Origin of the sequence: Caulobacter sp. CCNWLW153, from assembly GCF_036889365.1 — a bacterium.
Classification (GTDB): domain Bacteria; phylum Pseudomonadota; class Alphaproteobacteria; order Caulobacterales; family Caulobacteraceae; genus Caulobacter; species Caulobacter radicis.
Window position 1 is genome coordinate 187,382 of the sequence record NZ_JBAKFV010000005.1, and the last position, 13,656, is coordinate 201,037.

A 13,656-nucleotide genomic window follows, 5' to 3' on the forward strand; every position below is an offset into this window, starting at 1 on the left:
GATGACCGACACCCTGCCCGCCTCCTGGCGAGACGAAGATCTCCGGGCCGCGCCGCCGGCCTTCCGCACGGCGCTACGCATCGCCGTCGAGAACTGGGCGATCGGATCCCTGACCTTCGTCCTGCCCTCGGGCAAGCCCCTGCGCATCGACGGCAAGACCCCTGGCCCCGACGCCGTGGTCCGCGTCCGCGACTATCGCTTCATCCGCCGGGCCTTCGCCTCGGGCGACATCGGCTTCGCCGAGGGCTACATGGCCGGCGAGTGGGACACGCCCGACCTGTCGGCGGTGCTGACCGCGTTCGCGCTGAACTTCGACAAGCTGGCGGCCCTGGTGCGGGGCAACCCGGTCATGCACCTGATCAACGTCATCTTCCACTGGATGAACCGCAACGACCGCAGCGGCTCCAAGCGCAACATCCACGCCCACTACGACCTCGGCAACGCCTTCTATTCCCAGTGGCTGGACCGGACGATGACCTATTCGTCGGCCCTCTACGACAAGGACGCCGCCGCCTCGCTCGACGCGGCCCAGACCCGCAAGTACGAGGCGCTGGCCCAGTCCATCGGCCTGGCCCCCGGCAAGCACGTGCTGGAGATCGGCTGCGGCTGGGGCGGCTTCGCCGAGTACGCGGCCAGGGAGGTGGGCGCCAAGGTCACCGGCATCACCATCTCGCAGGCCCAGCACGACTTCGCGAAAAAGCGCCTTTTCGACCAGGGCCTGGCCGAAAAGGCCGACATCCGGCTGATCGACTATCGCGACGTGCAGGGCCGGTTCGACGGCGTCGCCTCGATCGAGATGTTCGAGGCCGTCGGCGAGGAATACTGGCCCACCTATTTCGGCAAGATCCACGATGTGCTGACGCCCGGCGGCCGCGCCGGCCTGCAGATCATCACCATCAAGGACGATCTGTTCGACCGCTATCGCCGGCACACCGACTTCATCCAGCGCTACATCTTCCCCGGCGGCATGCTGCCCAGCGAGACGCGGCTGCGCCAGGAAACCGACAGAGCCGGCCTGTCGTGGGACGGCGTGCGGCGCTTCGGCCAGGACTACGCCGACACCCTGGCCGAATGGGCCAGACGGTTCGAGGCGGCCTGGGACCAGATCCGCCCGCTGGGCTTCGACGAGCGCTTCCGCCGGCTGTGGCACTTCTATCTGAGCTACTGCGAGGCGGGCTTCCGCACCGAACGCACCAACGTCGTCCAGCTTGGCCTGGCGCGCAGCTAGAGGAGCATCAAGCGTGTCGCTCTTCACCCTGGTCCTCGACTACCACGGCGGCACCTACCTCTCGCAGTTCGACGCGGCGACGCCCGTCGAGGCGGTCGGCGCCTGGTGCCGCGAGTTGCACGACAACCAACTGCTGGGCGAGCCGTCGTCCCTGGTCGCCGAGGGCATCATGGCCGACGCGGTCGAGAACAGCCTGGTGGGCATAGACGGCCTGTGCGGCGCGTGGTGCGCGGCGACGGCGGCGGCGGGCGGCCTGGCCCTGCTGAACGTCATCCAGACCGAGCCGACCGCACACTGAACCTGCCCCGCCGACCGCCGCTTTCAGGAAAACTGGATTGATCCGGGCGGCCGCATCGCGATCTACCGTTGCCTCCAACGGCGCCTCTTCGCGCGAAGCCGCAGATTTTCGACCATGCCCGTCACCGCCAACGTTCTCGACGCCATCGGCAACACCCCGCTGATCCGCCTCAATCGGGCCAGCGAGGCCACCGGCTGCGAGATCCTGGGCAAGGCCGAGTTCATGAACCCCGGCCAGTCGGTCAAGGACCGCGCCGCGCTCAGCATCATCCGCGACGCCGAGGCCAAAGGCCTGCTGCGCCCGGGCGGCCGGGTCGTCGAGGGCACGGCCGGCAACACCGGCATCGGCCTGGCCATGGTCGCCTCCGCGCTCGGCTACAAGACCACCATCGTCATCCCGCGCACCCAGAGCCAGGAGAAGAAGGACGCCATCCGCCTGCTCGGCGCCGAGCTCGTGGAAGTCGACGCCGTGCCCTACTCCAACCCCGACAACTACGTGCGCTACTCGGGCCGCCTGGCCGAGGAACTGGCCAGGACCGAGCCCAACGGCGCGATCTGGGCCAATCAGTTCGACAACGTCGCCAACCGCCAGGCCCACTACGACACGACCGGCCCGGAGATCTGGGAGCAGACCGGCGGCAAGGTCGACGGCTTCATCTGCGCCGTGGGCTCGGGCGGCACCCTGGCCGGCGTGGCCCAGGCCCTGCGCGAGCGCAAGCCCGAGGTGAAGATCGGCCTGGCCGACCCGGGCGGCGCTTCGCTCTACAACTGGTACGCGGCCGGCGAGCTGAAGGCCGAGGGCAATTCGATCAGCGAGGGCATCGGCCAGGGCCGGATCACCGCCAACCTCGAAGGCCTGGCCATCGACCATCCCTACCGCGTCTCCGACGAGGAGATGATGGAGCAGATCTTCGACCTGGTGCAGCACGAGGGCCTGTGCCTGGGCGGCTCCACCGGCATCAACGTCGCCGGCGCCGTGCGCCTGGCCAGGGACCTGGGTCCCGGCCACACCATCGTGACCATCCTCTGCGACCATGGCTCGCGCTACCAGAGCAAGCTCTTCAATCCGGAGTTCCTGGCCGAGAAGGGCCTGCCGACGCCGCCCTGGCTGTAAGGCGCGCTTGCACGGAACGGCGGCGCACGTGAAGTTGCCGCCCCTGTTCGCCAGTCCGAAAGGCCAGCCATGACCCACGCCGATCCCCTTGTCTCGACCGCCTGGCTGGCCGACCATCTCGACGCCCCGGACGTGCGCATCGTCGACGCCTCGTGGTTCATGCCCGGCACGCCGCGCGACCCGAAGGCCGAGTTCGAGGCCGGCCACATCCCCGGTGCGGTGTTCTTCGACATCGACGAGATCTCCGACGAGGCCTCGCCCCTGCCCCATATGCTGGCCAGCGGCGTCAAGTTCGCCTCGCGGGTGCGCAAGCTCGGCCTCGGCGACGGCTCGCGCATCGTCGTCTACGACAGCACCGGCATCCTGCCGGCCGCCCGCGCGTGGTGGAACTTCCGCGTCATGGGCCACGAGGACGTCGTGGTGCTGGACGGCGGCCTGCCCAAGTGGATCGCCGAGGGCCGCCCGCTGGAGGACGGCCCCGCCGCCCCGCAGGAACGCCACTTCACCCCACGCCTGCAGGCAGACCTCGTCCGGTCCTTCGACCAGATGAAGAAGAACCTCGAGACCGGCCGCGAGCAGGTGATCGACGCCCGCGCCGCGGGCCGCTTCAACGGCGAGGTTCCCGAACCGCGCGCGGGCCTGGCCAGCGGCCACATCCCCGGCTCGCGCAACATCCCGCTGGCCGCCATCCTGGCCGCCGACGCCACGATGCTGCCCGCCGACCAGCTGAAGGTCGTCTTCGCCGAAGCTGGGGTCGACATCGAAAAGCCGATCGCCACCACCTGTGGCTCGGGCATCACCGCCTCGGTCGTGTCGCTGGCCCTGCATCGCCTGGGCAAGCCGCGGGCGGCCGTCTACGACGGCTCGTGGACCGAGTGGGGCGGCCGCGACGACGCCCCGGTCGCGACCGGTCCGGCTGTGTAAAAACACTCAAAGATTACACGACTTCTATATACAATCCTGAATTGACAAGGTGCGCCACGTGGCCGACCCTCCAGGCGTTGGGGGTCGGTCCCGCACCGCCGTTCAGCGTGGCCAAGCCGCGCGCCGCTCCCCGCCAGTGCCCGTCAGCTTAACGACCTTCGGCGCGCCAACCGCGCCGAGCACGCAACCGCGCGACCGGCGGATCAACCGGCGCGCCCGTGGGGAGAAAACACCATGTCGTCTTTCCGTCCGCTCTATGCCGTCACCATCACCGACGCCATCGCCACCGGCGACCTGGAGCAGCTGAAGAAGCTGCAGGCCGAGGCCGAGGCCCACCTCAACCAGTACGGCGACGTCGCCACCCTGCTGGCCGCCCTGAAGATCGAAATCGCCAAAGCCGAGGCCTGATCGCCATGAACATCAAGCCCTACGGCGTCGCCGTGACCGACGCCATCGCCTCGGGCGACCTCTCGCGCCTGAAGGAAGCCGAAGCCGCCGCCCAGGCCCACCTCGACGAATACGGCGACGTGGCCACCCTGCTGCCGCTGCTCCGGCTCGAGATCGCCAAGCTGGAAGGCAAGAAGAGCTACTGACCCGCGGGCGGCGTCTCCCATGCGGGGACGCCGCCTTCGTTTCGCGGTTCGGGGCCAACGAAGTTCGGGGGAAGCGCGCATGACCGACACCCTGCCGTCCGGCGCCCTGGCTTCCGGGGCTCTGCCTTCCGCGGCTCCGGCGTCCGAGGCCCGCTCGACGCCCGAGGGCAAGTCGGTCCGCTTCCGCACCGAGCGCGACTACGCCGAGCTGACCCCCGTCCACGTGGTCTGGGAGGTCACCCTCGCCTGCAATCTCAAGTGCCAGCACTGCGGCTCGCGCGCCGGTCGGCCGCGTCCGGACGAGCTGAACACCGCCGAGGCGCTGGAGTTGATCGACCACCTGGCCGCCCTGGGCACGCGCGAGCTGACCCTGATCGGCGGCGAGGCCTATCTGCGCCGCGACTGGATCGAGCTGATCCGCCGCAGCCGCGCCAACGGCATCCGCACCGCTGTGCAGACCGGCGCCCGCAACCTGACCGACAAGCGCCTGGACGAAGCCGCCGAGGCCGGCCTGCAGGGCATCGGCGTTTCGATCGACGGCCTGCCCGACCTGCACGACCGCGTACGCGGCGTGCCCGGCTCCTACGACCAGGCGATCAGCGCCCTCAAGCGGGCCAAGGCCCGGGGCCTGGCCGTCTCGGTCAACACCCAGATCGGCGCCGAGACCGCCGCCCACCTGCCCGAACTGATGGAGCGGATCATCGAGGCCGGCGCGACGCACTGGCAGATCCAGCTGACCGTGGCCATGGGCAACGCCGTCGACAACCCCGACCTCCTGCTCCAGCCCTATCAGCTGCTCGACGTCATGCCGCTCCTGGCCAAACTCTATCGCGAGGGGCTGGAGCGCGGCCTCCTGATGATCGTCGGCAACAATGTCGGCTATTTCGGTCCCTATGAGCGCATGTGGCGAGGCCTGGGCGACGAGGCCGACCATTGGAACGGCTGCGCCGCCGGCCAGGGCGGCATCGGCATCGAGGCCGACGGCACCATCAAGGGCTGCCCCTCGCTCGCCACCTCGCTCTATGCCGCCGGCAACGTGCGCGAGATGAGCATCGCCGACATCTGGCGCCACAGCGAAAAGATGGCCTTCGGCCGCGTGCGCGACGTCGAGGAACTCTACGATTACTGCCGCACCTGCTACTACGCCGATGTCTGCCGGGCCGGCTGCACCTGGACCTCGGAATCCCTGCTGGGCAAGCGCGGCAACAACCCCTACTGCCACCACCGGGTGCTCGACCTGGCCAAGCACGGCTGGCGCGAGCGGGTGACCAAGATCAAGGACGCCCCGGCCGCCAGCTTCGCCATCGGCGAGTTCGCCCTGGTGCGCGAACCCATACCCGGCGCCCAGACCGTTCCCCTGCCCGTCCGCGACCCCGCGAAGGTGCACGTGGCGCATCGCGAGCGCACCGCCGCCGGCGGCGCCCTGCCGTCCAGGCTGAAGGTCTGCCGTTCGTGCGACCAGTACGTCTGGCCCCACGAGACCGAGTGCCCCCACTGCGCCGCCGACCTCGCCGCCGTCGAGCGTCAACACGCGCAAGCCGCCGAACGCCGCCGCGCCCTGATCGAACAGGCCCGGCGCGTGCTGGGCGGGATCGGGGGCTGAACGACCCTCTCCCGGAGGGAGAGCGAGGGCTTACGCCGCTACAGCCGACGCGCCAAGATCCTCTCCCTCTGGGGAAGGTGGCCCGAAGGGCCGGAGGGGGACGTTCTCAGCTTTCGAGACGCCGGCCGATCGCGCGCCCCACCAACACCCGCTTCCCTCGCCCTCGTGGCGAGGGCCCATGCCGGCCGCTGCTCAAACCTGAGCCGAACTCGAAAAATCTGAGCAGGCTGAACCCTGGATCCTGGGCACAAGGCCCAGGAAGGCGGTCTCGAGGAACCTCCCCTTGCGGAGGAGGTCGCCCATACAGATCCTCCCCTTCTGGGGGAGGTGGCCCGAAGGGCCGGAGGGGGACGTTCTCAGCTTCCGCTATGCCCGAAGGTCATCACCAACTCCCCCCACCGATCGCTGCGCGATCACGTCCCCCACGGGAGGAGCTCCAGACCGCCTTACCCCTTCCCACACCCCGCCCGCACGAACTCATAGCTCGCGAATCCCTGCTCCCTCCCGCTCGCGCCGCGCATGACGATGGACCAGCTCAGATGCTCCCCAGCCCGCGCCCAGCGATTGACGAAGGCGGCCTCGCCATAGGGATAGCTGACCTCGAAGCCATTCGGCGCGACCTTGCCCGCGCCCTGCGAGGCGCCGTCGCCGCCGAAGCTGTCGGCCCACAGGCCGACGATCACGGCCGGCTCCCCGGCCTTGGTCGTGCGGCCGCCCAGCAGCAGGTGGGCGGCATAGGTGTCGGCCGGATCGGCCTTGGCGACGCTGTCGGCCTCGACCAGCATCATCGCCCCGCCCACGATCGGCCGGGCCGACAGGGCGATGGTCACCGGCTTGCCCATGACAGTCCCCTCGCCTTTCCAGCAGCCGGCCAGGGCCGAAACCTCGGCCGGCGGCGGCGTGGGCGGCGGGTCCTCGGCCCGAGCGGCGGCGGCGACCATCGACGCCGACAGCGCCAGAAGCGAAACCGGAACTCTCATCTCATCCCCCGATACGGCGCCGGCCCCCGCCGGACGTCGCCTCCTAGATGGCCGATTCCCCACGCCGCTCGCCAGGACGTTGATCGAACGCTTGAACCCCGGCCGCCCACGCCCTTAAACGACGGGTTCCCTCCCGTGCTTACGAGTCCCGCCGCCATGGACGAAAAGACCCGCCTGATACGCTCGGGCCTGCAAGCCCCGTCGCTGGCGCGCACCGTCAATCCGCCGATCCAGCGCGGCTCGACCGTGCTGATGCCGAGCGCCGCGTCGCTGTATGACGACAGCCAGCTGACCTACGGCATCACCGGCCTGTCCTCGCCCGCCGCCCTGCAGGCGGCCCTGGCCGAACTGGAGGGCTCGCCGGACGTGACGCTGTACCCGTCGGGGCTGGCGGCGATCACCGGGGCGATGATGGCGGTGCTGAAGGCCGGCGACGACGTGCTGGTGGTCGACAGCGCCTACAAGCCCACCCGCCGGTTCTGCGACCGTTTCCTCACCCGCTTCGGCGTCACCACCCGTTATTACGACCCGGCTCTCGACGCCGACGCCCTGATGGCCCTGGTCCAGCCCAACACCCGGCTGATCCTGCTGGAGGCCCCGGGCTCGCTGACCTTCGAGATGCAGGACGTCCCGGCCATCGCCGCGGCCGCCAAGGCGCGCGGCGTCCTCACCCTGATCGACAACACCTGGGGGGCCGGCCTGCTCTTCAAGCCGCTGGCCCACGGCGTGACCATCAGCGTCCAGGCCCTGACCAAATATGTCGGCGGCCACTCGGACTGCTTCATGGGCAGCGCCACGACCATGGACCCGGTGATCGGCGACGAGCTGGGCAACGCCATGTGGGACGTGGGCTGGTCGGTCTCGCCTGACGACGCCTACACGATGCTGCGCGGCCTGCGGACCCTGGCCACGCGCATGCCCCGCCACGAGGCCAACGGCCTGGCGGTGGCCCGCTGGCTGGAACAGCGACCTGAGGTGGCCCGCGTGCTGCACCCCGCCCTGCCAGACGATCCCGGCCACGCGATCTGGAAGCGCGACTTCACCGGCGCCTGCGGCCTGTTCGGCGTGGTGTTGAAGCCCACCACCCAGCGCTCGGTTCACGCCCTCCTCGACGCCCTGACCCTGTTCGGCCTCGGCTTCTCCTGGGGCGGCTTCGAGAGCCTGGCGATCCACTGCGACCCGCAGCTGAAGAGCCGCTCGACGCCGGTGAACTTCGAAGGCCCGCTGCTTCGCCTGCATATCGGGCTGGAGGACCCGATCGACCTGATCGGCGATCTGGAGCGCGGCTTCAGGGCCCTGGCCGCGGCCTGACGGAAGGGCGGCCGATTGCCGCCCTTGAGCCGATCTTTTCCGCATCGCAACAAAGCGCCACATACTCGCCGCAAGCGCGGCCAGATTATGCCTAAAGGCCTAAATATGCGAAGTTATTCAGCAGTACATAGCGCGACCACGCGTCTCTGAAACTTGACCGTGGTTATATTTCCTTCGCATCGCAACTGATTGTCGCCGTGAGGGTTCTTCGCGCGAAAGGACCCTTGATGGACATACGCCTCGCCGACCGGCTTCCGCCTTGCAACGTTCCCGATAAGACGCCGCCGGCCGCCTGGCTCCCAGCCGAGTCCGCGATGGACATGCCCGTCCGCGAACTGTCCGACCCCGACGTCGGCTGGCGCCGGCTGGCTCGCTCGCGGCAGCGTCGGCGCCTTGGCCTGGGCGCCTTCACGATCCTGGCCTTCGCCTTCGGCCTGACGACGATGCTGGACGCCTTCACGGCCGGCGGCGTCACCCTGCTGGAATGGATCGACGCCCTGCTGGTGGCCGTGTTGCTGGCCTGGACCGGCTTTTCCTGCGCCGCCGCCCTGGGCGGCTTCCAGTTGGCCCTGAACCCCGACACCTGGGAACGGCGGCTGGACGATCCGCCGCCGCACCTGCGCAAGAAGGTCGCCCTGCTGGCGCCGATCTATAACGAGGACGTCACCGCCGTCTTCGCCCGCATCGAGGCCATGCGCGCCGACCTCGACCGCGAGCGGCTGTCGTCGACCTTCGACATCTTCGTGCTCAGCGACACCCGCGATCCCGACATCGCCGAGGCCGAGCGCCTGGCGGTGATCGCCGCGCGTTCGGGGCCCTCGCCCACCCGCCTCTACTATCGTCGCCGCGAGCAGAACACCGACCGCAAGACCGGCAACCTGGCCGAATGGGTGCGCCGGTTCGGCGGCGCCTACGAGTGCATGGCGGTGCTCGACGCCGACAGCCTGATCAGCGCCCGCTCGCTGCGCCGCATGGCCGGGGCGATGGAGACAGATCCGGTGCTGGGCGTGCTGCAGGCCGGTACGACCATCGTTGGCCGCACCACCCTGTTTGGCCGCGCCGAGCAGTTCGCCAGCTGGGTCTACGGCCCCCTCGCGACCTGGGCCCTGGCCTGGTGGAGCGGCGCCGAGGCCAACTACTTCGGCCACAACGCCATGATCCGCACCAAGGCCTTCGCCGAGTGCTGCGGCCTGCCGCACCTGCCTGGCAAGGCCCCGTTCGGCGGCGCGATCCTCAGCCACGACTTCGTCGAGGCCGCCCTGATGCGGCGCGGCGGCTGGGCGGTGCGCATGGCCCCGTCGCTGGACGACGTGCACGAAGAGGCCCCGCCCACCCTGTCGGACATGCTCGTGCGCGATCGCCGCTGGAGCCAAGGCAACCTCCAGCACCTGGGCATCCTGGGCGTGAAGGGCCTGCATCCGGTCAGCCGCCTGCACCTGCTGCGCGGGGCCCTGGCCTATGCGCTGGCGCCGGTGTGGCTGCTGCTGGTGGTGCTGAGCGCCATGCTCGCCGCCTTCCCCGTCCTGGGCGGCGCGCGGGCCGAGCTCTTCCTGGTCGAGGGCGCGGCGGCGGCCTTCGCCGTGTCGCTCGGCTTCCTGTTCGCGCCCAAGCTGCTGGCCGTGATCCTGACGTGCAAGGAGGGCAAGGCCGGGGGCTTCGGCGGTATCGGCCCGCTGCTGGTCTCCGTGGCGGTGGAAACGCTGCACTCGACCCTGACGGCGCCGACCATCCTGTTCGGTCACGCGCGCTGCCTGGTCGACATCCTGGCCGGCCGCGATTCCGGCTGGGCGGCCCAGCGCCGCGAGGCCGAGGGCACTCTCTGGCGCGAGGCTTTCAAGCGCCATACGCCCGAGATCGCCGCCGGCTTCATTCTGCTGGCCTGCGCCGCCCTGGCAGGACCGTCGCTCGGGGTCTGGATCCTGCCGGCGGCCGTCGGCCTGCTGATCGCTCCCGCCGCCTCGGTGCTGACCGGCAGCGCTCGCTGGGGCCTGGCCCTGCGCAAGCGCGGCCTGCTGCTGGCGCCGTGCGAACTGTCGCCCTCGCGCCTGCTGCGCGAGGCCTACGGCCGGGCCGCTGGTCCGCAGCTTCGGTTGCGGGAAGAAGAGGACGAAGGCGCGACGGCCATGGCCACGGCCTGAGGCTCACGCCCGCCGGGCAGCTTCCTCGATCTGCGCCAGTTCCGGCGTCCAGCGCAGGTCCTGGGCGCGGCGCGCCACCGCGCCGATGACGATCAGGACCGGACCGCCCGTCCCGCCGGCCAGCAACTGCGGCAGCGTGTCGAGGCGGCCAGTGCGCAGGGCCGCGGCCGGATCGCCGGCCCGCTCGACGACCAGGGCCGGCGTGCTCGGAGACCGGCCGGCCGCGATCAGGCGATGGCCGAGTTCGGCGGCCGCTTCGCCGCCCATGTAGACGGCGACTGTCGCCTCAGGATCCGACGCGGCGGTCCAGTCCTCGATGACGTCGCCGCTGCCGACCCGGGCCGTGGTGAAGATCACCCGTCGGGCCTCGCCGCGATGGGTTAGCGGGAAGTTGAACTGGGCGGCGGCGGCGCTGGCGGCGGTGACCCCCGGCACGACCTCGACCGACACGTCATGGGCGCGCAGGAACTCGGCCTCTTCGCCCACCCGGCCGAAAACCGACGGATCCCCGCCCTTCAGCCGCACGACGCGCAGGCCCCGCCTCGCCAGGCGCAACATCAGGCGGTTGATCGCCTCTTGCTTCATGCTGGGCCGGCCTGAACGCTTGCCAGTGAGGATGCGAACGCAACCGGCCGGGGCCAGGGCGATCGCCTCGTCCGAGACCAGGGCGTCATAGAGCAGCGCCTGCGCGCTCTCCACCGCGCGGGCGGCGCGCAGGGTCATCAGGTCGACCGGGCCGGGACCGGCGCCGACCAGCAGGACGTCACCCAGAGCAGCAGCGTCACGCATCGGCGGTCTCCTTGGCCTTGAGAGAAGCGGCGGCGGCGATCATCCGGGCGATCTCCGGACGGCACGAGCCGCAGTTGGTTCCAGCGCCAGTGGCCGCGCCGACCGCGTCGGCGCTGGCGGCTCCAGCGGCGATGGCGGCGTCGACGGCCTTGCTCCCCACCTTCAGGCAGGCGCAGACCATCGGGCCCTTGTCGACGGGCGCGCCGGGCGGGCGGCCGATCAGCAGGGCCGAGCGGGCCTCAGCGGTCAATTGGTCCAGAGCGAACAGGTCGGCCAGCCAGTCGCGCGGCGGCAGGCGGCCGGCGGCGGTCTGGAACAGCACGGCGACCAACTTGCCATCCTCGATCCAGGCCTCGCGCCGCGACCCGGCGCCGGCGTCCTCGAACACCGTGGTCTCGCCGGCCAGACCCTTCGTCAGGCGCTTGCGCAAGGCGTCGCGTTCGGACGCGTCGCCGCGGCCAGCGAACTCGTGAAGCTGCGCGGCGTCCTGCGGGATGCGCCGCCAGACGAGGTCGAGATTGGCCGGCGCGGCGATGATCTCGCGGCTCAGGAAGAAACCCTTCCAGGTCTCGCGATAGGGCCGCGCCCGGGCCGGGGTGTGCTTGAACTCCGGCTGACCGGAGGCCGGATCGAGGTTCGGCGCGATCAGGTGGTTGGACTTGCCCGACGGCGCGAAGGCGTCTGTCCAGTGCATCGGCATGAACAGGCCGCCGAGCCGCTGGCGGTCGGTGACCTTGGCCAGGGCGACGGCCTCGCCGCGCGCCGTGGAGACGCGGGTGAGCGCGCCGTCCTTGATGCCGGCGATCTCGGCGTCGCGGGGGTGGATCTCGACGAAGGGCTCGGGCGCATGGCGGCAGAGGTCGGGGGCCAGACCCGTGCGGGTCATGGTGTGCCACTGATCCCGAATGCGGCCGGTGTTGAGCGACATCGGGAAGGCGTCGCTGACGGCGTCGGCCGGTCCCTTGGGACGCACCGGGACCATGCGGGCACGGCCATCGGGCGTCTGGAAGCGACCGTCGACGAACAGGCGCGGCGTGCCCTTGCCGTCGGCGCGGACCGGCCACTGGATCGGGGTCATGGCCGCGTAGTCGTCAGGCGCCATCGGCGCCAGGCCGGTCAGGTCGAGCAGGCGCGAACCCTGGTTCTCGTAGGACGTCAGGCGCGCCCACTCGCGGAAGATCGAGGCCTGGGAAGGCCAGCCGAAACCATCGAAGCCCATGCCTTGCGCGACGTCGGCCATGATCCGCCAGTCGGCGCGGGCCTGGCCAGGCGCCGGAAACAAGGCCCGCTGGCGCGAGATGCGACGCTCGGAATTGGTGACCGTGCCGTCCTTCTCGGCCCAGGCCAGCGCGGGAAGCTTCACATGGGCGTAGGCCGTGGTGTCGGTCTCGACGCAGTCGGAGACGACGACGAAGGGACAGGCCTCCAGCGCCTCGCGCACCGCGCCGGCGTCAGGCAGGCTGACGGCGGGGTTGGTGGCCATCACCCAGATCGCCTTGATCTTGCCCGACCGCACGGCCTCGAACATCTCGACGGCCTTGAGGCCCGGCGCGCGGGCGGTGTGCGGCGCGCCCCAGAAGCGGGCGACGCGATCACGATCCTCGGGCGCGAAGTCCATGTGGCCGGCCAGGGTGTTGGCCATGCCGCCGGTCTCGCGGCCGCCCATGGCGTTGGGCTGGCCGGTGATCGAGAACGGGCAGGCGCCCGGCTTGCCGATCCGACCCGTGGCCAGGTGGACGTTGAGGATCGCCAGACCCTTGGCCACGCCCTGGGCCGACTGGTTGGAGCCCATCGAGAACAGGCTGACCGTCTTGGGATGGGCGGCGAACAGGTCGTAGAAGGCCAGCAGGTCTTCGACCGCGATACCGCAGTCGGCGGCGACGACGGCGGGCGACTGGTCATCCTGCGCCAGGGCTTCGCGGACGGCGTCGATCCCGTTCACGTGCTCGGCGACATAGGTGAGATCCAGCAGCCCGCGACGGTCGAGTTCGGCCAGCAGGCCATTCCAGAGGCGCACGTCGCTCTGCGGGGCGATGGCCAGGTGCAGGTCCGCGCCCTCGGCGGTGTCGGTGCGGCGCGGATCAATGACAATGTGCTTCTGGCCGCGGGCCTTGGCGGCCTCCAGCCGACGGAACAGGATCGGGTGGGTCCAGGCGGCGTTGTGGCCGGCGAAGACCACCAGGTCGGCCTCGTCGAGGTCTTCGTAGCAGCCGGGCACCAGGTCGGCGCCGAAGGCCTGCTTGTGCGCCGCCACGGCCGAGGCCATGCAGAGGCGGCTGTTGGTGTCGATGTTGCCCGAGCCGATGAACCCTTTCATCAGCTTGTTGGCGACGTAGTAGTCCTCGGTCAGCAATTGGCCCGAGACGTAGAAGGCGACGCTGTCGCGGCCGTGGCGGGCGATGGTGTCGCGAAAGCGCTTGGCCACCAGCGCGGTGGCCTCGCCCCAGCTGACCGTACGGCCGTTGATCGACGGCTCAAGGAGACGTCCCTGCAGGCCGACCGTGGCGCCGAGGGCCGAGCCCTTTGAGCACAGCCGGCCCTTGTTGGCCGGATGGGCGGGATCGCCGGACACCGCCAGCGTCCTGCCTCCACCCGCCGCGCCCGCGACGCCGCAACCGACGCCGCAATAGGGGCAGGTGGTCCTGACCGTCGCGATGACGCCGGAGCCGTCGGCCATGG

General features: G+C 70.4%; 12 protein-coding genes. 9 read left to right on the forward strand and 3 right to left on the reverse strand.

Annotation, left to right across the window (positions count from 1 at the left end; genetic code table 11):
* The first annotated feature begins 1 nt into the window (after position 1).
* From V6S85_RS10215 to V6S85_RS10245, 7 genes are all read left to right on the forward strand, one after another.
* Positions 2-1,228 (forward strand): SAM-dependent methyltransferase, encoded by a 1,227-nt coding sequence (locus V6S85_RS10215; protein ID WP_116564703.1) that lies wholly within the window; start codon positions 2-4, stop codon positions 1,226-1,228.
* A 13-nt stretch (positions 1,229-1,241) separates the two neighbouring features.
* Complete coding sequence (locus V6S85_RS10220; RefSeq protein ID WP_116489535.1) at positions 1,242-1,526, forward strand: hypothetical protein; 285 nt, start codon at positions 1,242-1,244, stop codon at positions 1,524-1,526.
* A gap of 114 nt (positions 1,527-1,640) precedes the next feature.
* Positions 1,641-2,639 (forward strand): cysteine synthase A, encoded by a 999-nt coding sequence (locus V6S85_RS10225; RefSeq protein WP_334348863.1) that lies wholly within the window; start codon positions 1,641-1,643, stop codon positions 2,637-2,639.
* Positions 2,640-2,708: 69 nt separating this feature from the next.
* Positions 2,709-3,563 (forward strand): 3-mercaptopyruvate sulfurtransferase, encoded by an 855-nt coding sequence (gene sseA / locus V6S85_RS10230; protein WP_116564707.1) that lies wholly within the window; start codon positions 2,709-2,711, stop codon positions 3,561-3,563.
* Between the two features lie 234 nt (positions 3,564-3,797).
* Positions 3,798-3,971 (forward strand): DUF1843 domain-containing protein, encoded by a 174-nt coding sequence (locus tag V6S85_RS10235; RefSeq protein ID WP_334348864.1) that lies wholly within the window; start codon positions 3,798-3,800, stop codon positions 3,969-3,971.
* A gap of 5 nt (positions 3,972-3,976) precedes the next feature.
* Positions 3,977-4,156, forward strand: a complete 180-nt coding sequence (locus V6S85_RS10240; RefSeq protein ID WP_116564711.1) for a DUF1843 domain-containing protein — start codon at positions 3,977-3,979, stop codon at positions 4,154-4,156.
* A 79-nt stretch (positions 4,157-4,235) separates the two neighbouring features.
* Positions 4,236-5,759, forward strand: a complete 1,524-nt coding sequence (locus tag V6S85_RS10245) for a GDL motif peptide-associated radical SAM/SPASM maturase (protein ID WP_334348865.1) — start codon at positions 4,236-4,238, stop codon at positions 5,757-5,759.
* 446 nt (positions 5,760-6,205) lie between these two features.
* On the opposite strand, the gene V6S85_RS10250 is transcribed toward V6S85_RS10245, so the two are convergent.
* Complete coding sequence (locus V6S85_RS10250) at positions 6,206-6,739, reverse strand: hypothetical protein (protein WP_334348866.1); 534 nt, start codon at positions 6,737-6,739, stop codon at positions 6,206-6,208.
* Between the two features lie 156 nt (positions 6,740-6,895).
* Here V6S85_RS10250 and metC point away from each other — a divergent pair, with 156 nt between their 5' ends.
* Positions 6,896-8,050, forward strand: a complete 1,155-nt coding sequence (gene metC, locus V6S85_RS10255; RefSeq protein WP_334348867.1) for a cystathionine beta-lyase — start codon at positions 6,896-6,898, stop codon at positions 8,048-8,050.
* Between the two features lie 227 nt (positions 8,051-8,277).
* On the forward strand, positions 8,278-10,188 hold the full coding sequence (gene mdoH, locus V6S85_RS10260; protein ID WP_334348868.1) for a glucans biosynthesis glucosyltransferase MdoH: 1,911 nt from the start codon (positions 8,278-8,280) through the stop codon (positions 10,186-10,188).
* Positions 10,189-10,191: 3 nt separating this feature from the next.
* Here mdoH and cobA read toward each other — a convergent pair whose 3' ends face one another.
* Positions 10,192-10,977, reverse strand: coding sequence for a uroporphyrinogen-III C-methyltransferase (gene cobA, locus V6S85_RS10265; RefSeq protein ID WP_334348869.1), 786 nt, complete (start codon positions 10,975-10,977; stop codon positions 10,192-10,194).
* Entirely contained in the window at positions 10,970-13,654 is a 2,685-nt protein-coding gene (locus V6S85_RS10270) for a molybdopterin-dependent oxidoreductase (protein ID WP_334348870.1), read from the reverse strand. The genes cobA and V6S85_RS10270 overlap by 8 nt, the downstream gene beginning before the upstream one ends.
* Positions 13,655-13,656 lie beyond the last annotated feature (2 nt).

Coding starts and splice junctions, on each gene's coding strand:
- V6S85_RS10215 (WP_116564703.1), top strand. CDS start 2: ATGACCGACACCCTGCCCGCCTCCTGGCGAGACGAAGATCTCCGGGCC.
- V6S85_RS10225 (WP_334348863.1), top strand. CDS start 1,641: ATGCCCGTCACCGCCAACGTTCTCGACGCCATCGGCAACACCCCGCTG.
- sseA (WP_116564707.1), top strand. CDS start 2,709: ATGACCCACGCCGATCCCCTTGTCTCGACCGCCTGGCTGGCCGACCAT.
- V6S85_RS10235 (WP_334348864.1), top strand. CDS start 3,798: ATGTCGTCTTTCCGTCCGCTCTATGCCGTCACCATCACCGACGCCATC.
- V6S85_RS10240 (WP_116564711.1), top strand. CDS start 3,977: ATGAACATCAAGCCCTACGGCGTCGCCGTGACCGACGCCATCGCCTCG.
- V6S85_RS10245 (WP_334348865.1), top strand. CDS start 4,236: ATGACCGACACCCTGCCGTCCGGCGCCCTGGCTTCCGGGGCTCTGCCT.
- V6S85_RS10250 (WP_334348866.1), bottom strand. CDS start 6,739: ATGAGAGTTCCGGTTTCGCTTCTGGCGCTGTCGGCGTCGATGGTCGCC.
- metC (WP_334348867.1), top strand. CDS start 6,896: ATGGACGAAAAGACCCGCCTGATACGCTCGGGCCTGCAAGCCCCGTCG.
- mdoH (WP_334348868.1), top strand. CDS start 8,278: ATGGACATACGCCTCGCCGACCGGCTTCCGCCTTGCAACGTTCCCGAT.
- cobA (WP_334348869.1), bottom strand. CDS start 10,977: ATGCGTGACGCTGCTGCTCTGGGTGACGTCCTGCTGGTCGGCGCCGGT.
- V6S85_RS10270 (WP_334348870.1), bottom strand. CDS start 13,654: ATGGCCGACGGCTCCGGCGTCATCGCGACGGTCAGGACCACCTGCCCC.